This window comes from Vibrio tubiashii, from assembly GCF_028551255.1.
Classification (GTDB): domain Bacteria; phylum Pseudomonadota; class Gammaproteobacteria; order Enterobacterales; family Vibrionaceae; genus Vibrio; species Vibrio tubiashii_B.
The window spans coordinates 418,110-437,009 of sequence record NZ_CP117029.1 but is presented as its reverse complement, the minus strand read 5'-3'; the positions used below and the strand labels follow the sequence as shown (position 1 = coordinate 437,009).

Genomic DNA, 18,900 nt, shown 5'->3' with positions numbered 1-18,900 from the left:
GCTATCAGTCTGAAGATTAATCTTCAGTGACACTAAATAGGTTTTCCATATTTAGTCCCTGCTTGATCAATATCTCTCGTAGGCGACGTAAACCTTCTACCTGTATCTGACGAACACGTTCACGAGTAAGATTAATCTCGCGACCGACCTCTTCAAGAGTCGATGGCTCGTAGCCAAGTAGGCCAAAGCGACGCGCTAAAACTTCTTTTTGCTTTGGATTAAGCTCATCTAACCAATGGATTAGAGAGTTTTTGATGTCGTCATCTTGAGTTGAGACTTCAGGGTCTGAGTTATTAATATCTGGAATGATATCAAGCAGAGCCTTTTCACCATCACCACCAATGGGTGTATCAACAGAGCTGATACGTTCATTAAGGCGGAGCATTTTACTCACATCATCGACTGGCTTGTCTAGCTGAGTCGCTATCTCTTCTGCAGTAGGCTCATGGTCAAGTTTTTGTGAAAGTTCACGAGCGGTACGCAGGTAAATATTAAGCTCTTTGACGACGTGAATAGGTAATCGAATCGTGCGAGTTTGATTCATTAATGCACGTTCAATGGTTTGGCGAATCCACCATGTTGCGTAGGTAGAGAATCTGAAACCACGCTCTGGGTCGAACTTCTCAACCGCGCGGATCAATCCTAGATTCCCTTCTTCAATAAGATCAAGAAGCGCTAGGCCACGGTTGCTGTATCGACGTGAGATTTTCACTACTAAGCGAAGGTTACTTTCGATCATTCGTTTACGCGCAGCTTCGTCACCTCGCAAGGCACGACGCGCATAAAGAACTTCTTCTTCAGCGGTAAGTAGTGGAGAAAAACCAATTTCACCTAAGTAAAGCTGGGTTGCATCAAGACTTTTGGTCGATGCATCAAACTCTTCTTTGGTTTCTTGTGCGGGTTTTGCGGATTCTACGGCTTGAAACGTTTCCGTTGTTTCTTGACCGATTTCGAATTCTTCGACTTTCGTTGCTGTATTGCTGATACTCATAGCGCCTCCCCCTGGCGAGCTAGCAAGACATTACTACGTCTAATGTCGCTATTTTACCTAACAGTAAATTTACGGTAAGTAGCGTTTTGGATTTACTGACTTACCTTGATAGCGAATTTCAAAGTGCAAACGAACGCTGCTTGTTCCTGAGCTGCCCATTGTTGCAATCTTTTGGCCTGCTTTTACACTTTGTCCTTCGTGTACTAGCAACCGATCATTATGTGCATATGCACTGAGGTAATTGTCGTTATGTTTTATAATCACGAGATTACCGTAACCACGTAGCGCATTGCCTGAATAAACGACGGTGCCACCTGCTGTTGATACGATGGATTGACCCCGCTGTCCTGCGATATCAATACCTTTATTCCCTTGATCTCCAGCAGAAAAGTTTTTGATTACTCTCCCTTTTGTTGGCCATAACCACTTGGAAATTTTATTGTTGTTGGTAGCTGGTTTGCTAACAGTTTTGTTAACATTTTGTTTACCTGTAGAACCAACATACTCCTTTGATTTCGATTGATCAACCTTCTTTGGAGGATCTTTTTTCGCCGTTTTGTGATCTTTCTTAGCTTGAGTTGAGCTAACCTTTTGATTCGAGTTTTTGCTCGAACTTGACTTATTGCTTGGGGTAGATGGTGTGCTTGCCGCAGCCACAACAGCGCCCGCCCCAGTACCACCGTACGCTGGTGCGGTATAAGCGGGCTGCCATAGCTTTAACTTTTGTCCTGGATAGATGGTATAAGGGGCTTTCAAACCATTGTAACTAATGATTTCTTTTACATCCTTGTCTGTGACATAGGCTATAAAATACAGCGTATCGCCTTTTTCAACTTGGTAGTAACTGCCTCGATAGCTACCTCTTGATACTGAGCTGTAGTCTTTTTTCAGTCCGGTCACTGGCGCAGGAGTATGCGCCGCGCATCCAATCAATACGCTGCACAAGGCTAATACCAGAAGAAAGTAAGACTGCTGCTTCATCTTTATGCCAGATCACCTGCAACCAAAGGAACAAACCGCACCATCTCTATCACTTCGGAGAGATAATCGTCACCGTTACGGGTAATCTTCAACAATTGCTGTTCTTCATTCCCGACAGGAATCACCATAACGCCGCCCTCAGCTAACTGAGCAAGTAATGCCGCAGGTACTGATTCTGCTGCTGCAGTAACGATAATCGCATCGAATGGGGCTTTTGCAGCCCAGCCTTGCCATCCGTCACCATGCTTGGTCGAAACATTGTAGATATCAAGCTGTTTCAGTCGACGCTTAGCTTCCCATTGCAGCGCTTTAATACGCTCAATCGAAAATACATGATCGACTAGTTGGGCCAACACAGCGGTTTGGTAGCCAGAGCCTGTGCCCACTTCAAGGACTTTACTCTGCCTCGTTAGGCCCAATATCTCAGTCATCTTGGCGACGATATAAGGCTGAGAGATGGTTTGCCCTTGCCCAATCGGCAATGCATTGTTGTCGTATGCTTGATGCATCATCGCTTGAGAGACAAATTGCTCTCTCGGTAAACGATAAATAGCATCGAGCACTTTCTGATCTTGAATGCCACTCGCGACAAGAAAGTCGATTAATCTGTCAGCATGTGGGTTTACCATTCTTATTGTTCCTTTAACCAGTTATCCATACTTGTCAGAGATTCGTGCGCCGTCAGGTCAACTTGCAGCGGTGTTACTGATACGTAACCTTGCTCAATCGCAAAGAAATCCGTCCCCTCTCCAGCATCTTGCTCTTTACCTGGAGGACCTAACCAATAAATATCATGACCACGAGGATCTTTCTGCTTAATCATTGCTTCAGCGTGATGGCGCGCACCCAGTCGAGTCACCTGAGTTCCTTTGAGCCGAGAAAGCTCAACATCTGGAATATTAACGTTGAGAAGCCTGTTGGTTGGAATAGGTTTGGCTGCATGCTGAGAGACTAACTCGCGCGCAATGGCTGCTGCAGTTGCAAAATGATGCTTACCCACCAGCGAAAATGCTATCGCTTGTACGCCAAGAAAGTGGCCTTCCATTGCTGCTGCTACAGTCCCCGAATAAAGCACGTCATCACCTAAGTTAGCACCGTGGTTAATTCCGGCCAGTACCAGATCAGGCAAGTCATCTTTCATCAACTCATTGAGCGCAAAGTGGACACAGTCCGTTGGTGTCCCTTGAACTGAAAAAATCTTTGGTGAAATTTCTGTCACACGTAAGGGCTGCTCTAACGTTAATGAGTTAGAAGCACCAGAGCGGTTACGGTCAGGCGCAACGATCGTCACCTCTGCCATATCTCTTAACGAATCGGCTAAGGCATGAATCCCTTCAGCATGAACGCCATCATCGTTACTCATTAAGATTTTTAGTGGCTTATCATTCATTGATAGTGGCGCTCCACTTCGACCTCTTCAATTAGCTCTCGAACAATGGCAGTCGCAAAACAGCCTGCATCTAAAGAGAACTTCAAAGTCACTTGGTCACCATTAACTTGCCAAGTGAGGTCTTGAGGCATTAATGAAATCTCACGTCGCTCATGACGCATGCGATTACCACGAATCAATGCCATAAGGTCAGGCTCTGCATCCAAATGCGGCTGCTCAAGCTCAAGCGCTTGCTCTAAAGTCGGTAAAGCGTTATCGCCCGCCATTGCGGCAGTAATTTGCGCTTGGCCTAAACTCAGTTGCTCCGTCACACTAGCTAGATTGTCCTGAGTGATAGTCACTCGCTCATCACCTTGCAAAACGATGTCTCCCATCACTGGCTGAGCGAAAAGGTCTTTCTCAATACGCTCTGATAGAATCGAGTTGAAGATCCAAGATCGTGCAGCAGACAAATAAAGGCTACGTTTATTCTGGTTGCGAGTGCGGACGTTCTCTCGCCCCCAGCGACGAGCTTCGTTAAGGTTATTACCTTGATTACCAAAGCGCTGGCTACCAAAATAGTTTGGCACCCCTGTTTTCACCACAGACTCTAAACGTGACACCACATCTTGCACATCGCTCACTTCAGTGATGGTCAGCGTAAATTCGTTGCCAACCAAGTCACCCGGGCGCAACTTTTTGTTATGTCTGTCTGTTGCCAGTATTTCAATACTCGGATATTGGGCGAGGAAAGCACTAAAATCTGGTGTGTCTCCTTTTGGCAAATGGACACTCAGCCACTGCTCTGTGACTGCATGGCGGTCTTTAAGGCCAGCCCAGCTCACATCTTTAGATTTGACACCGCATGCTTTGGCCAATTCATTCGCGACAAAGCTAGTATTTTCACCCGTTTTACGGATACGCACCATAAGGTGTTCGCCGCTACCAGTGAAATCAAAACCTAAATTTTCGTTGACTTGAAAATGCTCAGGCTCAACTTTTAGCTTGCCCTTTGCTACTGGCTTACCATTTAAGTAAGCCAATGGAGATAAAATATCAGACATAGTTTTTTCCATTACTTGGCAGCCAAAACAATTCGAGCCAACCAGTAATCTATTTATTCTTTAATCAGCACCACAACCGCTGCAGTTGCAATACCTTCTTTGCGCCCAGTGAAACCCAAACGCTCAGTCGTCGTTGCTTTCACGTTCACATTACCGATATCTGTTTCCAGATCTTGGGCAATCAACTGACACATAGACTCAATATGCGGCGCCATTTTAGGTGCCTGCGCCATGATCGTAACGTCAGCATTACCAAGAATATAGCCTTGTTCTCGCACTCGACGGTAAACATCGCGTAATAAATCTCGGCTATTGGCTCCTTTCCACTTGTCATCAGTATCAGGGAAATGACGACCAATATCACCAGCAGCGATTGCACCTAGCAATGCGTCACACAATGCGTGTAGAGCGACATCACCATCCGAGTGGGCAATCAGCCCTTGCTCATATGGAACGTCAACACCACCAATTATAACCGGGCCTTCGCCACCAAATTTATGCACATCAAAGCCGTGGCCAATTCGAATCATGAGTTATCCTTTGTTTCTATTTAGATAAAACTCAGCTAACGCTAAATCTTCTGGTTGGGTTATTTTTATATTGTCAGCGCGTCCTTGTACTAAGGCGGGCTTTTCTCCTAACCATTCCATTGCTGACGCTTCATCAGTGATAGCAACACCACTTGCGAGCGCCTTCGTCAATGCTTCTGTTAGCGGCTGAGTTTTAAAAAGTTGTGGAGTAAGTGCATGCCACAATGCTTCTCTTTCGACAGTATGATCAATATTTTGCTCACTATCCGCTCGTTTCATCGTGTCTCGAACTGGCGCTGCAAGAATACCGCCTAACTGATTGTTATCGGCTTCTGACATCAAACGATCGACATCTTCAAGTGCGAAACATGGCCGCGCCGCATCATGTACTAGCGCCCATTCGGCGAGTTGATTTTGCTCGATGTACTGCAAAGCGGATAACACGGAATCTGCCCGTTCTTTACCACCCGGCACTCGAATAACATTCGGGTTCTCTGCTAATGAAAGTTCTGGATAGTATGGGTCACCGTCTGTAATCGCGACGACAACTTTATGGACCATAGGATGGAGCAAAAGTTTTTCAACAGTATGCTCTAATACTGTATGACCTTGGATCTGGAGGTACTGCTTAGGGCGGTCCGCTTTCATGCGACTCCCTACACCAGCGGCGGGGACCACAGCTACCACAGACAGACGGGTCGAAGACATTTAATTGTCCTCTCCAACGATACGATAGAAAGTTTCCCCTTCTTTGATCATACCAAGCTCATGGCGAGCGCGTTCTTCAATCGCATCAAGCCCTTGGCGTAAATCATCGATCTCCGCAAACATTTCATCATTGCGAGTTTTTAAGTTGCCATTCACTTGGTGCTGTACTTGGGTTTCAGCATTCACGGCCTGAAAATCGGAAATGCCATTTTTGCCGAACCACAGTTCAAATTGTAGCCAGCCTAAAACTAAGGTTAGGGTCAGTGCAAAAATCCGCATACCGTCAATCAAAGAAGAGAGATAAAGAAAGACCACATATATATCACAATGTCGTGGTTCAAGCGAGATTGGACTATGTGGACTTAGTAAAGATTGTGTATCTGTTTGAAAGACTTAGTTCATCATTAAAAACGCAAACAAGCCAACACCTAAAATCAAACGGTAGATAACAAATGGTGTCATACCCATGCGCGAAATAAGCTTCAAGAAGAAGTGGATACAGATGTAGGCACTAATAAAAGAAGTCACAATCCCTGTTAGCAAAAAGCCTAAGTGGATAGGTTCACCACTCGTGACTAGCTTAAGGCCTAGATAACCGCCCGCTAACAAGATGATTGGAATCGACATTAGAAACGAAAAACGAGCCGCCGCTTCACGGGTAAAACCAAGATACAGAGCCGCAGTGATGGTTGCACCAGAGCGAGACGTGCCTGGGATCATCGCCATTGCCTGAGCGATACCAATAAACAGCGCTTTCTTCCAATCTGCTTGATACTCATCATCGGCTAACTTTGAGTTTTTATCGACATACCAAAGCAGTAAGCCAAATACGATGGTTGTCGTCGCAATAACCCAAGCACTACGCAAATACAGCTCGATAATGTCTTTCATCAGCAAGCCAAACACACAGGCTGGAAGGGTCGCTAAGATAATCATCCATGCTAACTTAGCTTCTTTGCTGCGCTCGCCTTTAAAAATCGAACCTAAGAATGCGGAGAGTAAGCTAATCACTTCTTTGCGGAAATAGATCACTACCGCAGCTAAAGTACCAACGTGCACTGCAACATCAAATGCTAGCCCTTGGTCTTCCCAACCCAGAACGGCCGATGGCAGAATCAGATGCGCAGAACTAGAAATAGGCAAAAATTCGGTTAGTCCTTGAATCAAAGCAAGAACAAAAGCTTCAAAATAACTCATTAAAATCTCATAACGTCTTCAGGTCTTGTGACCTTAGTTAAACCATAATGGGATGGCTTCTAAATCAGTATCAAACGAGGTCTGCTGCCAAATTTGTTCAATCGTCCGTCCATCTTGAGGGACAACTAATTGCGGACAAAGCTCGAACAGTGGCTTGAGAACAAAGGCATATTTAAAAATATCACCACGCGGTATCTCAGGCTTAGATGAACAAGTTTGATCACCAAACAGGATAATATCGAGATCGACAGTGCGAGGCTCAAACTTGCCAGCGTTCTCAGCGCGCCCCCATTTGAGCTCAATTTTACGCAGTTGTCGTGAAAATTCCGTTAAAGTTAACGATGTTTTCATTTCTACGACAAGGTTGTAAAAGGCATTGCTCTCAAAGCCAATCGACTCGCACTCATAAATCGTCGATAAGCGAATGTCGCTACCGATCGCATTCAACTCAGTAATGGCGGCTTGGATATGTTTGCGCCTGTCAATGTTTGAGCCAATACCTATATAGGTAGTGATCATGCAGCGCCTCTTTCGATCACCACACCCACACCTGCTGCCTGAGGGACAGCTCCCGGCTTAGTTAAACGAATTTTGATCCAAGGTACATTGAAGCGAGACATAATCAGTTCAGCGACTTCTTCGGCAACACGCTCGACTAACAGGAATCGACCGCCTTCAATATGAGACAGCACCGCCTGGCTAACCTGAGCGTAATCAAGCGCATCGACCACATCATCGCTTTTACCTGCAGGACGATTATCGTGAGCCATTTCGATATCAAGCACCAATTTTTGTTTGATCTCTTGTTCCCAATCATAAACTCCAATCGTGGTGATCACTTCGAGTTGCTCAATAAATACTTTGTCCATCTGTTGCTTCCTGTAGAGTCGGTTATCTTAGAGGTCGGATACCCAAGTTACCTAAAAAGTCGTACTATTTGCAGCTCAAACTAGACTGATATTGTAGTTTGAGAGCGTCAAGCGCGATATGATATCAGTTACTTGCTTGGCTAACACCTGTTTCGGACGAGTTACTCTACTATGACCCCACTAGCACTGATCATGATCATCTTTGCCTATTTGCTAGGCTCGATATCGAGTGCAGTGCTGATTTGTCGTGTACTGCGCTTACCGGATCCTCGTGGTGTTGGTTCAAACAACCCTGGCGCGACTAACGTACTCAGAATTGGCGGCAAGAAAGCAGCGGTTGCTGTTCTTCTGTGTGACATGTTGAAAGGCACCATTCCTGTTTGGGGTGGTTACTTCCTTGATATTGATCCTATCATTCTTGGCGTTATCGCGATTGCCGCCTGCTTAGGTCATATGTACCCGCTGTTCTTTCACTTTAAGGGCGGCAAAGGGGTAGCGACAGCCTTGGGCGCCATTGCTCCGATTGGATTAGATCTGACGGGCATGATCATCGCAACTTGGCTAAGCGTGGCGTTTTTGTTCCGCTACTCGTCTCTGGCCGCGATTGTCACTGTGTTGCTTGCCCCTTTTTATACGTGGATGGTCAAGCCGCAATATACACTGCCAGTAGCCATGCTGTGCTGTTTGATTATTTTCCGTCATCACCAAAACATTAAGCGCCTATTTGAAGGAACCGAGCCTAAAGTGGGTGAAAAGAAGAATGGATTGAATAAAGCCTCATAGTTATGAGGCTTTATAGAGGTTTTCTAGTCTAATTAAGAGTATACGCGCTCTAAGAAGCTCTTAAGCATCTCAGTAACAAAATCCGCTTGCTCTAGATTAGAGATATGACCCGCTTTCGGAATCTGAATGAGCTCTGAGCCAGAAATAGTATCGTGCATCAAGTATGACTCTAGAACCGGACGAGGTTTATCTTCTTGGCCTACCGCAATCAAAACCGGTAGAGCGAATTTTTCGATCTCTTCAATTTGGTCGCGACGACCAAATACCATGCGCCCTACACGAGCGACTTCAACCGCTCTATCACCTTTTAAGCTGCGCAAAGATTCAGTAAAGCGCTCGACCAATTCAGGGTTATCTTGCTGTGCGTTATTGGCAAAAAACAGTGGCGTCACCGCTTCTACCAATGGTTCTGGTACTGCTTGCAACTGACTAATTGTATCGAGCATACCGAAGTATTTGGCATGGGTAACTTCAGGCTCAAGACCAACAAAAGTATCCATCAATACTAGCGACTGAACGCGTTGTGGTACTAGGCTAACCACTTCAGTGCCCCACATTCCCCCTACCGACAGACCAACAATTGAGAAGGTTTCGATATCAAGATGATCCATCAATGCGACAATCTGCTTAGCGTAATCCGTTAAAGAACGCGTCGACTCTGGGGCAAAGTCTGATTGGCCATGCGCCCATAACTCTGGAACGATACAGCGGTAATTTTGGCTCAATGCAGCGACTTGTGGCGCCCACATCTCGCTATCCCAAAGATAGCTATGGCCAAGAACAATCACTGGACCTTGACCAATATCTTGGTACGCCATTTCACGCCCGTCGATCGCAAACTTATTCATCTCTATTTATCCATTTATTTTATAAAGTCCGAAGCGTAGCACTTTTTACATCATTAACAGCTCGGAGCTTAGATACAAAAAAGTCGCCTTGCTAGGCGACTCTGCTCTTATTCAGCTATTGGCTCTAGTTGATCGATAGGCCAACGTGGTGTCGCTTGTACCGAAAGATCGGCCACTTCACCATTTTTCAGTCGCTGCATACCTGCATATGCGATCATTGCCCCATTATCTGTACAGAACTCTGTACGTGGGTAGTAAACTTCGCCACCAATTTTCTTTGCGAGCTGCTCAAGATCAGCGCGCAGACGACGGTTGGCGCTTACTCCCCCAGCAATCACGATACGCTTAAAAGCTGTTTGCTCAAGCGCTCGCTTACATTTAATCGTTAGAGTCGCACACACAGCTTCTTCAAACGCCAACGCGATATCCGCGCGGGTCTGCTCATCATCACCATTGGCAGCAATGGTATTGGCAGTAAACGTCTTTAGACCCGAGAAACTCATATCAAGTCCAGGTCGATCCGTCATAGGACGTGGAAACTTAAAGCGGCCAGGCGTACCTTTTTCCGCTAGTTTAGACAGCAAAGGGCCGCCCGGGTAATCTAAGCCCATTAACTTAGCGGTTTTATCGAATGCTTCACCAGCCGCATCATCAATAGACTCACCAAGGATCTTGTATTCGCCAATACCTTTTACTTCAACCATCATCGAGTGACCACCAGAAACCAAGACCGCAACAAATGGGAAAGGTGGCGGATTGTCTTCAAGCATTGGTGCTAATAAATGCCCTTCCATATGGTGAACAGGTACAGCAGGTACACCCCAAGCATAAGCAATACTACGACCTATGGTGGCACCAACCAGCAGTGCTCCCACAAGACCCGGGCCCGCGGTATAAGCGACGCCATCAATATCTTTTGGCGTCAGATTCGCTTCCGCCATTGCCGCTTTAATTAACGGAATCGTCTTTTTAACGTGATCGCGTGAAGCCAGCTCAGGCACTACACCACCATAATCCGCGTGCAGTTTTACCTGACTATATAATTGATGCGAAAGCAGTCCTTTCTCATCATCGTAAATAGCAATTCCTGTTTCATCACAAGAGGTTTCGATACCAATAATGCGCATGGTTTACCTTGGATGTCTCTGTCTAGTATTCAAAATTGGCGCAATCTTACCGCGCCTTCGCTTCTCAAACAAATTTTGTGCAAACTCTACCCAACAAAATACTTTACAAAGCCAGTGTGATCAGATTAAAATTCCGCACCATTTTTGATCAAGCTGATTGTAGACCTAGCGACTAAGCTAAGTACTGTGAAGTCAGCATTAACGAATTAACCCCTGAGGTGAAAGGCATATGCCAGTAGTTAAAGTACGTGAAAACGAACCGTTCGACGTTGCTCTACGTCGTTTCAAACGCTCTTGCGAAAAAGCAGGTATCCTTTCTGAAGTGCGTCGTCGTGAGCACTACGAAAAACCAACTACAGTTCGCAAACGCGCTAAAGCAGCAGCTCAAAAGCGTCACGCTAAGAAGCTAGCTCGCGAAAACGCTCGTCGCGTTCGCCTGTACTAATAACTAAGTCCTAAAGGATTATAGTTATGGCTCTGATTGACAAACTCAAAGAAGAGCAAAAATTAGCGATGAAAGCCAAGGACAAAATACGCCTTGGCACTATTCGTTTAGCTCTGTCAGCAATTAAGCAACGTGAAGTCGACGAACGGATCACTCTGGGCGAAGACGACATTCTTGCTGTGTTGACCAAAATGGTTAAACAACGTCGCGACTCTGTGGCTCAATTTGAATCAGCAGGTCGTCAAGATCTTGCAGATGCTGAGAAAGCTGAAATCACTGTACTTGAGGACTTTATGCCTCAACCGTTTACTGACGAAGAAGTCGCTGCGCTAATTGATAGTGCAATTGCTGAATCTGGTGCTGCGGGCATGCAAGACATGGGTAAAGTGATGGGCGTTCTTAAGCCTCAAATTCAAGGGCGCGCAGATATGGGTAAAGTTAGCGGTTTAGTTCGCGCTAAACTGGCTTAATAACCCAACCCAATTGCAACAAGCCGTGCTATCCTTCGGAATGCGCGGCTTGTTTGTATCTACCCTTTCTTATTGTTAGTGCATTTTTCTAAGGTTTTATGGCAGGACACATCCCTCGAAGTTTCATTGATGATCTCCTTGCTCGACTTGATATCGTCGACATTATTGACGCTCGCGTAAAACTTAAGAAAAAAGGCAAAAACTACGGCGCTTGTTGCCCATTCCATAACGAAAAAACTCCATCATTTAGCGTTTCTCAAGAAAAGCAGTTCTATCACTGTTTTGGTTGTGGCGTACACGGTAACGCCATCGACTTTATGATGGAGTATGAACGTCTCGATTTTGTTGAGGCGATTGAAGAACTCGCTTCTTACCTAGGCTTAGAAGTTCCGCGAGAGCAGCGCCAAGGTGGCAGCTTTCAATCCAACCAACCTAAAGCCAACTCTGAGCAGAAACGTAATCTGTATGACTTGATGGGCAGTATTGGTCAGTTCTACCGTGACCAACTTAAGCAGCCTAAAAGCAAAGTCGCGATTGATTATCTCAAAGAGCGTGGCCTGTCTGGTCAAATCGTGCAGAAGTTTGGTATTGGCTATGTAGCTGATGAATGGGACCTTATACGCAAGAACTTTGGTCAAACACCGCAAACGCAAGAGATGTTAGTCTCTGGCGGTATGTTAATTGAGAATGACAAAGGTAACCGCTACGACCGCTTCCGTGGTCGTGTGATGTTCCCGATTCGCGATCGCCGTGGAAGAGTGATTGGTTTTGGTGGTCGAGTCATCGGTGATGGTACGCCGAAATACCTTAACTCACCTGAAACACCTATTTTCCACAAAGGTAAAGAGTTGTACGGCTTGTATGAAGTTATGCAAGCCTACCGCGAGCCTGCGCAAATCCTAGTTGTGGAAGGCTACATGGACGTGGTTGCTCTAGCGCAGTATGGCGTCGATTATTCAGTCGCATCACTGGGCACCTCAACCACAGGTGATCATATTCAGCTGCTGTTCCGTCAGACCAATACCGTGGTTTGTTGCTACGATGGTGACCGAGCAGGTAAAGAAGCCGCATGGCGAGCGTTAGAGAACGCACTGCAATACCTAAAAACCGGCAATACGCTTAAATTTTTGTTTTTGCCCGATGGTGAAGACCCAGACAGCTATGTCCGTAAGTATGGTAAAGAGGCGTTTGAAGAACAAATAGAACAAGCAACGCCACTTTCGAGCTACTTGTTCGACAACTTGATTGAAATCCATAGCCTGAATCTTGGAAGCAATGAAGGTAAATCCGCACTTCGAGCTCATGCCAGTGCATTGATTGATAAAATTCCTGATCCTTACTTCCAAGAACTGCTCGAAAAACTATTGGATGAGCGTACCGGTTTTGACAATCGTCTACGTCAGACACGTAAGAAAACCAGCGAAACTCGACCTCAACCGCATAAAGAGATCAAACGTACGCCTATGCGCGAAGTGATCGCTTTGCTTATTCAAAATCCGAGCTATGCTGAAATGGTACCAGACCTCTCTACTGTGAGAGAGTTAACAGTACCAGGACTAAGTTTATTTGTTGAGGTGCTTGATTATTGTCATCAGCATCCCAATATCACTACGGGTCAGTTATTAGAACGCTGGCGAAATAGTAGCCATGAGGCACTTTTATCTCGTCTCGCTGGGTGGGAAATCCCCCTCGACGAAGATAATCAACAAGATATATTTTTAGATTCATTGGACAAGATTCTTGCCCAATGCGTCGAAAAGCAAATTGAAAACCTGCAGGCCAGAGAAAGAAGTGTCGGTTTATCAACCGAAGAAAGAAGGGAGCTGCTAGCTTTGATGCTAGATTTAAAAGCGTAACCCTGTTCGAATAGTCAGCAATAAATAAATTTGTTAAGATGTGTGGTTTGCAACTCGCATACTAATTCCTTCACCAGATACTAAGTTGGATACCGTCTATGGATCAAAATCCGCAGTCACAGCTAAAACAACTTGTCATTAAAGGCAAGGAACAAGGCTATCTGACCTACGCAGAAGTAAACGACCACCTGCCAGCAGAAATCGTCGATTCAGAGCAGGTCGAAGATATCATTCAGATGATTAACGACATGGGCATTCGAGTAGTAGAAACTGCTCCAGATGCTGATGATCTAGCGCTGAACGATGACGATACAATTACCGATGAAGATGCAGCTGAAGCTGCTGCTGCTGCGCTTTCAAGCGTAGAGAACGAAATCGGCCGCACTACTGACCCAGTACGTATGTACATGCGTGAAATGGGTACCGTTGAGCTATTGACTCGTGAAGGCGAGATCGATATTGCAAAACGTATTGAAGATGGTATCAACCAAGTTCAAAACTCAGTGGCGGAGTATCCAGGTACTATCCCATACATTCTTGAGCAATTTGACAAGGTTCAAGCTGAAGAGCTACGTCTAACTGACCTAATCACAGGCTTTGTAGACCCAGACGCTGATGAGACGGCTGCACCAACAGCAACTCACATCGGTTCTGAGCTTGCTGAATCAGATCTTGAAGATGAAGATGCTGAAGAAGAAGACGCGGAAGAGTCTGAAGACGATGAAGAAGAAGAGGAAGATACAGGCATCGATCCTGAGCTTGCTCTAGAGAAATTCACGGCTTTACGTAACACATTCCAGAACTACCACCTTGCTTGTAACGAGTACGGTAACGAGAGCCCGAAAGCGACACTGGCACATGAGATGGTTATCGACGTCTTCAAAGAGTTCCGTCTAACGCCTAAACAGTTCGACTACCTTGTTGAAGAGCTACGCACTTCTATGGAACGTGTACGTACTCAAGAACGCTTAATCATGAAAGCGTCTGTTGAGTACGGCAAGATGCCGAAGAAATCGTTCATCACGCTATTCACTGGCAACGAGTCAAGCGAAGCATGGCTAGACGAAATCCTATCTTCTGATAAGCCATACGCTGAAAAGATTCGTCGCAGCGAAGACGACATCCGTCGCTCTATCGCGAAACTGAAAGTGATCGAAGAAGAGACGTCACTAACGGTTCAGAACATCAAAGACATCAGCCGTCGTATGTCTATCGGTGAAGCGAAAGCTCGCCGTGCGAAGAAAGAGATGGTTGAAGCGAACTTACGTCTAGTAATATCTATCGCGAAGAAATACACCAACCGTGGTCTACAGTTCTTGGATCTGATCCAGGAAGGTAACATCGGTCTGATGAAAGCGGTAGATAAGTTCGAATACCGTCGTGGTTACAAGTTCTCGACTTACGCGACATGGTGGATCCGTCAGGCGATCACTCGTTCAATCGCAGACCAAGCTCGTACAATTCGTATTCCGGTACACATGATCGAGACGATCAACAAACTTAACCGTATCTCTCGTCAAATGTTGCAAGAGATGGGGCGTGAGCCACTACCGGAAGAATTAGCTGAACGCATGCAAATGCCGGAAGACAAAATCCGTAAAGTACTCAAGATTGCCAAAGAGCCGATCTCAATGGAAACACCAATCGGTGATGACGAAGATTCGCATCTAGGTGATTTCATTGAAGATACAACGCTTGAGCTACCGCTAGACTCTGCAACTGCAGGCAGCCTAAAAGTAGCAACTAAAGACGTTCTAGCCGGTCTTACACCGCGTGAAGCGAAAGTACTACGTATGCGTTTCGGTATCGATATGAACACTGATCACACTCTAGAAGAGGTGGGTAAGCAGTTTGACGTAACACGTGAGCGTATCCGTCAGATCGAAGCCAAAGCACTACGTAAACTTCGTCACCCTAGCCGCTCAGAAACTCTGCGCAGCTTCCTAGACGAGTAAACTCTTCAGCTTTGCTAAGATTGATGAAAAGGTGAGCACTGGCCCACCTTTTTTATTGCCTATCGATTTAAGTGGATAAAATCTAAGCGCATTTACCCTAGATAGCGTCTAGACAGCCAGATCTGCATCCCCTATAATCATTGCCCTACACGGCCCCTTAGCTCAGTGGTTAGAGCAGTCGACTCATAATCGATTGGTCCGCAGTTCAAGTCTGCGAGGGGCCACCAAATTCGTTCGGTAAAGAACAAGAAAGGCCTGAGAGCGATTCCGCTTCTCAGGCCTTTTGCTTTTTAGCCGCTGTGTAGCAAATTTTTCTACTACATATTTGCTAGCCGATGAGATTAAAACCCTTTGGCTTTCTTAATCAAATCGTACGCGTTTTGAATCTCTTGTGCTTTCTCTTTGGCGACATTCATCATTTCAGGCGGTAAGCCTTTTGCCATCAGCTTATCTGGGTGATGTTCATTCATCAGCTTACGATAGGCTCGTTTGACTGTTTTCGAATCTGCACTGCCGTCCACGCCGAGCAGCTTATAGGCATCGCTGAGTTGATCCGCAGTAGACGCTTGCTGCCAACTTCCCCCTGACTGATGAGAATGTCCACCACCTGCTTGACCACCAAATCCTCCTTGTTGGAATCGAAATGCTGCTTCTTGCATACGTAAACGTTGTTCAAGCTGCTCAGATGAAAAACCAAGCCCGCGAGCAATTTTATGCAGAACATTACGCTCACTAGGGTGAATATCACCATCGGCAAAAGCTGCAGAAATTTGTAGCTCTAAGAAGAATTGCATCAAGTCAAATCGACCACCAGATGAAATTCGCACTCTTTCCAATACTGTCTCAAGCGGGAAATCGCTTTCTTTGCCTTCTCTGAAAGCATCTTGCGCAGCTTTTCGCTGTCGACCATGAAGATTCATCCGCTCCATCATAGTAGTCGCTAGCTGAATTTCCTCTCGCGTCACTTGTCCTTTTGCTTTTGCGACGTGGCCCATCACCGCAAATGCAGCTTTAAAAAACTCTTCCTGTCGCTCCGCCTGACTTGGCCCACTGCCAAAGCTAGAATTAAAGCCCGCTTGACGTAAACGGCGCGCTTTATCGAATTGGTGGCCTATAAATAAACCGAATACAGCACCAAATGGGCCTCCAAATAGGAAACCAAAGAATGTGCCGAGAATTTTGCCAAAAATATGCATTATGTGCTCTCAATCTCTGAATTTTTTCTTCGCGTCGCGGTCTGATAGTGCCGTAAGCTGTAAATTACTTTATTATAAGGACCGATTTATTTTACGTTCGGTCCCTATTCACCGGATATATCAAGTTCAACAGGATAGTAAAACTCGATGTTACGTTTTCCCCGCACCTTGCTAGCCGCTTCAATCAGTGCTGCTTTCGTAGTGCCTCAGACTCAAGCAGAAACTATATCAGACGATAGTGTGCAGGAACTGCCCACTATAGATCAATGTTTGATCAACGAACCTGAAGCAGAAAATCCAAATCAACTGCCTGTTAACGTTGAAGCAGACAGCTTAGAAGCCATTAACGGCGACAAAGCGACCTATCGTGGCAATGTGGTTGTCGTTCAAGGCAAAAAACGCATGTTGGCTGATAATGTCACCATGCATCAACAAGAAAACATTGTTGTCGCAGAAGGGAACGTAACCTTTAGTGATGGTGAAGTAAAAACCATCTCAGAGAAAGCCACCAATAACCTCAACACTGAAGAAGTCACGCTAGAAAATACCAACTATAAGTTCCTGTGTGAACCGGGGCGCGGTGAAGCAGTATACGTTGCCAAAACGGGCAAGGCAGTATACGAAATTGAAGATGGCACTATCACTTCTTGTCCAGAAGGGGATAGCTCTTGGCGTATGCGTGCAACGAGCATCGATATCGACCAAAATGAAGAGCAAGCAATTTTCTACAACCCGAGATTTGAGATCGTCAATGTTCCTGTGTTCTATCTGCCCCTCTTAACTGTACCGATTGGTGATACCCGTAAAACAGGCTTCCTATATCCAAAAGTCTCCTATGGGTCAAGAGACGGCTTTGAGATGGCGGTGCCAGTCTACTGGAACCTAGCCCCAAACTACGACTTAACAACCACTTTTAAACATATGCAAAATCGCGGTAACCAGCTAGACAGTGAGTTCCGTTACTTATCTGATTTTGGTTTGAGCACCTTGAAGTCTGAATATCTAGTAGATGATAAGAAAAACCCAGAACTGGGCGACCGCTGGGGCTTTCAGTGGCAACACTCCGGGATTTACGAGCAAAACTGGAAATTTGAAATCGACTATTCAAAAGTCAGTGATATTACCTACTTCACGGATATGGACTCTAGCATTGGTAAGCAAGAAGATGGTCAGCTAACTCAAGAAGGAAAAGCAACCTATCGTTCTGATAACTGGGATGCATCATTGCTAGCACGTGACTTTCAAGCGCTAACACCGGGTGCAACGCCGTATCGTCTACTGCCTCAGCTGAGCTTTAACTACTATGCACCAGAGCTTATGCGTTATTTAGACTTCGATATGATCAGCCATGTTTCACGCTTTGATACGGATGCTCAGGGTCAACCTTCCGCAACTCGTGTGCACGTTGAACCTGGCTTCACCATTCCTGTCGGAACAACTTGGGGCACTTGGACGACTGAGGCTCGCCTGTTAGGAACATACTACCAGCAAGATTTAGACGGGGTGGACACCACTTCTGGTAACAAAACAACCAACCCTTACTACGGCCTTGAGGAAACGGCCTCACGAGTAATCCCTGAGTTTCGAACTCATGCAGGGGTCGTGCTAGAAAGAGATACGGTTATTTTTGACAATTATACTCAGACACTCGAACCACAAGTTCAATACTTATATGTCCCTAACAAAGACCAAAGTAATATCGGTAAGTACGATACCACATTATTGCAAACCGATTATTATGGATTGTTCCGTAGCCGTAAGTACAGTGGTGTTGATGAAATCAAAGATGCCAACCAATTTAGTTACGGTGCCTCAACACGCTTCTTTGATGATGCTTATAAAGAGCGCCTTAATATCTCATTTGGCCAAATTTTCTATTTGGACCGAGAAAACAAAGCTCCGGGTTCAAAATCTAACTTCTCTGCTTGGGCAGTAGAAATGGACTTCAACTATGACGACTACCTTTTCTACCATGGTGGCGTTCAATATGATATCGAATCTAGTGAGCTTCAACTCGGTAACAGCACCTTAGAATATCGCTTTAGTGATGGCTACATCCAAGGTAACTACCGTTATGTAACAAAAGAGTATATTAAGAACACGCTGGGCGACAGTCTGGGTAACTTAGATAGTATTACCGAAGACGGTATATCTCAAGCAGGATTGCTAACTGGCTATCAAATAACTCGTAAGTGGAATGCTAGCGCTCAGTACTATTATGATTTAACGACTGACAAGTCATTAGAGTGGCTAGCAAGATTGAACTACGCCTCTGATTGTTGGTATATAGGTTTTACTTACAGCAATAAGTTAACATCTTGGAATGGTTTAAGTGGCAACGGATTTACTGATTATCCAAATGCAACTCCAGAGTATGAAAATAACTTTAGCCTTAATTTTGGTGTTATTGGTTTCGGCACATCGATTGGAGCCGGTTCTGATCTGGCAGGTCTTGATAGTGCAGGTAATTCTCTGGGCTATGGTCGTCCATTCTTCTTAAACAACTAATTG

Annotated in this window: 20 protein-coding genes and 1 tRNA gene; 7 read left to right on the top strand and 14 right to left on the bottom strand. The window is 45.4% G+C overall.

The annotated features are described in order from the left end of the window. Nucleotides 1-16: 16 nt before the first annotated feature. The 11 genes from rpoS to folB form a co-directional block, all read right to left on the bottom strand. Nucleotides 17-991 carry an RNA polymerase sigma factor RpoS gene (rpoS, locus tag LYZ37_RS02120; protein ID WP_004742589.1) on the bottom strand — a complete coding sequence of 325 codons (975 nt, stop codon included), beginning with the start codon at nt 989-991 and terminating at the stop codon, nt 17-19. Between the two features lie 69 nt (nt 992-1,060). Continuing rightward, the gene (nlpD, locus tag LYZ37_RS02115) at nt 1,061-1,972 is read right to left on the bottom strand and encodes a murein hydrolase activator NlpD (protein WP_272786272.1); all 912 of its coding nucleotides are present in this window, start codon (nt 1,970-1,972) and stop codon (nt 1,061-1,063) included. A 2-nt stretch (nt 1,973-1,974) separates the two neighbouring features. Next, the gene (locus LYZ37_RS02110) at nt 1,975-2,601 is read right to left on the bottom strand and encodes a protein-L-isoaspartate(D-aspartate) O-methyltransferase (RefSeq protein WP_239826767.1); all 627 of its coding nucleotides are present in this window, start codon (nt 2,599-2,601) and stop codon (nt 1,975-1,977) included. Nucleotides 2,602-2,603: 2 nt separating this feature from the next. Continuing rightward, nucleotides 2,604-3,362, bottom strand: a complete 759-nt coding sequence (surE, locus tag LYZ37_RS02105; protein ID WP_272786271.1) for a 5'/3'-nucleotidase SurE — start codon at nt 3,360-3,362, stop codon at nt 2,604-2,606. Next, the gene (truD, locus tag LYZ37_RS02100) at nt 3,359-4,405 is read right to left on the bottom strand and encodes a tRNA pseudouridine(13) synthase TruD (RefSeq protein ID WP_272786270.1); all 1,047 of its coding nucleotides are present in this window, start codon (nt 4,403-4,405) and stop codon (nt 3,359-3,361) included. Before truD ends, surE begins: the two co-directional genes overlap by 4 nt. A 53-nt stretch (nt 4,406-4,458) precedes the next feature. Continuing rightward, nucleotides 4,459-4,935: a 2-C-methyl-D-erythritol 2,4-cyclodiphosphate synthase gene (gene ispF / locus LYZ37_RS02095; RefSeq protein ID WP_272786269.1), complete on the bottom strand. Its 477-nt coding sequence runs from the start codon at nt 4,933-4,935 to the stop codon at nt 4,459-4,461. Nucleotides 4,936-4,938: 3 nt separating this feature from the next. Next, a complete protein-coding gene (gene ispD, locus LYZ37_RS02090; RefSeq protein ID WP_272786268.1) occupies nt 4,939-5,643 on the bottom strand; it encodes a 2-C-methyl-D-erythritol 4-phosphate cytidylyltransferase in 705 nt (234 codons plus the stop codon). After that, nucleotides 5,644-5,922, bottom strand: coding sequence for a cell division protein FtsB (ftsB, locus tag LYZ37_RS02085; protein WP_004742582.1), 279 nt, complete (start codon nt 5,920-5,922; stop codon nt 5,644-5,646). It abuts the gene before it with no gap. Between the two features lie 114 nt (nt 5,923-6,036). Continuing rightward, the gene (locus tag LYZ37_RS02080) at nt 6,037-6,840 is read right to left on the bottom strand and encodes an undecaprenyl-diphosphate phosphatase (RefSeq protein ID WP_272786267.1); all 804 of its coding nucleotides are present in this window, start codon (nt 6,838-6,840) and stop codon (nt 6,037-6,039) included. 33 nt (nt 6,841-6,873) lie between these two features. Beyond that, entirely contained in the window at nt 6,874-7,359 is a 486-nt protein-coding gene (gene folK / locus LYZ37_RS02075) for a 2-amino-4-hydroxy-6-hydroxymethyldihydropteridine diphosphokinase (RefSeq protein WP_272786266.1), read from the bottom strand. Then, nucleotides 7,356-7,709 (bottom strand): bifunctional dihydroneopterin aldolase/7,8-dihydroneopterin epimerase, encoded by a 354-nt coding sequence (folB, locus tag LYZ37_RS02070; protein WP_272786265.1) that lies wholly within the window; start codon nt 7,707-7,709, stop codon nt 7,356-7,358. Before folB ends, folK begins: the two co-directional genes overlap by 4 nt. Before the next feature lie 171 nt (nt 7,710-7,880). Between folB and plsY the strand changes: the two genes are divergently transcribed. Beyond that, entirely contained in the window at nt 7,881-8,492 is a 612-nt protein-coding gene (plsY, locus tag LYZ37_RS02065) for a glycerol-3-phosphate 1-O-acyltransferase PlsY (protein WP_171324721.1), read from the top strand. 32 nt (nt 8,493-8,524) lie between these two features. Here the strand turns inward: plsY and LYZ37_RS02060 are convergent, their stop codons facing one another. Then, nucleotides 8,525-9,340: an alpha/beta fold hydrolase gene (locus LYZ37_RS02060; protein WP_272786264.1), complete on the bottom strand. Its 816-nt coding sequence runs from the start codon at nt 9,338-9,340 to the stop codon at nt 8,525-8,527. 107 nt (nt 9,341-9,447) lie between these two features. Continuing rightward, nucleotides 9,448-10,467 (bottom strand): tRNA (adenosine(37)-N6)-threonylcarbamoyltransferase complex transferase subunit TsaD, encoded by a 1,020-nt coding sequence (gene tsaD / locus LYZ37_RS02055; protein ID WP_272786263.1) that lies wholly within the window; start codon nt 10,465-10,467, stop codon nt 9,448-9,450. Nucleotides 10,468-10,696: 229 nt separating this feature from the next. Here tsaD and rpsU point away from each other — a divergent pair, with 229 nt between their 5' ends. The 5 genes from rpsU (at nt 10,697) to LYZ37_RS02030 (ending at nt 15,420) form a co-directional block, all read left to right on the top strand. Then, entirely contained in the window at nt 10,697-10,912 is a 216-nt protein-coding gene (gene rpsU, locus LYZ37_RS02050; RefSeq protein ID WP_001145625.1) for a 30S ribosomal protein S21, read from the top strand. A 26-nt stretch (nt 10,913-10,938) separates the two neighbouring features. Then, nucleotides 10,939-11,382 carry a GatB/YqeY domain-containing protein gene (locus LYZ37_RS02045; RefSeq protein WP_272786262.1) on the top strand — a complete coding sequence of 148 codons (444 nt, stop codon included), beginning with the start codon at nt 10,939-10,941 and terminating at the stop codon, nt 11,380-11,382. A gap of 98 nt (nt 11,383-11,480) precedes the next feature. Then, complete coding sequence (dnaG, locus tag LYZ37_RS02040) at nt 11,481-13,238, top strand: DNA primase (protein ID WP_272786261.1); 1,758 nt, start codon at nt 11,481-11,483, stop codon at nt 13,236-13,238. A 98-nt stretch (nt 13,239-13,336) separates the two neighbouring features. Continuing rightward, nucleotides 13,337-15,193, top strand: a complete 1,857-nt coding sequence (gene rpoD, locus LYZ37_RS02035) for an RNA polymerase sigma factor RpoD (protein WP_272786260.1) — start codon at nt 13,337-13,339, stop codon at nt 15,191-15,193. Nucleotides 15,194-15,344: 151 nt separating this feature from the next. After that, nucleotides 15,345-15,420: transfer RNA gene (locus LYZ37_RS02030), tRNA-Ile, on the top strand. Between the two features lie 114 nt (nt 15,421-15,534). Here LYZ37_RS02030 and djlA read toward each other — a convergent pair. After that, a complete protein-coding gene (djlA, locus tag LYZ37_RS02025) occupies nt 15,535-16,389 on the bottom strand; it encodes a co-chaperone DjlA (RefSeq protein WP_272786259.1) in 855 nt (284 codons plus the stop codon). A gap of 147 nt (nt 16,390-16,536) precedes the next feature. Here djlA and lptD point away from each other — a divergent pair, with 147 nt between their 5' ends. Continuing rightward, nucleotides 16,537-18,897: an LPS assembly protein LptD gene (lptD, locus tag LYZ37_RS02020; RefSeq protein ID WP_272786258.1), complete on the top strand. Its 2,361-nt coding sequence runs from the start codon at nt 16,537-16,539 to the stop codon at nt 18,895-18,897. Nucleotides 18,898-18,900 lie beyond the last annotated feature (3 nt).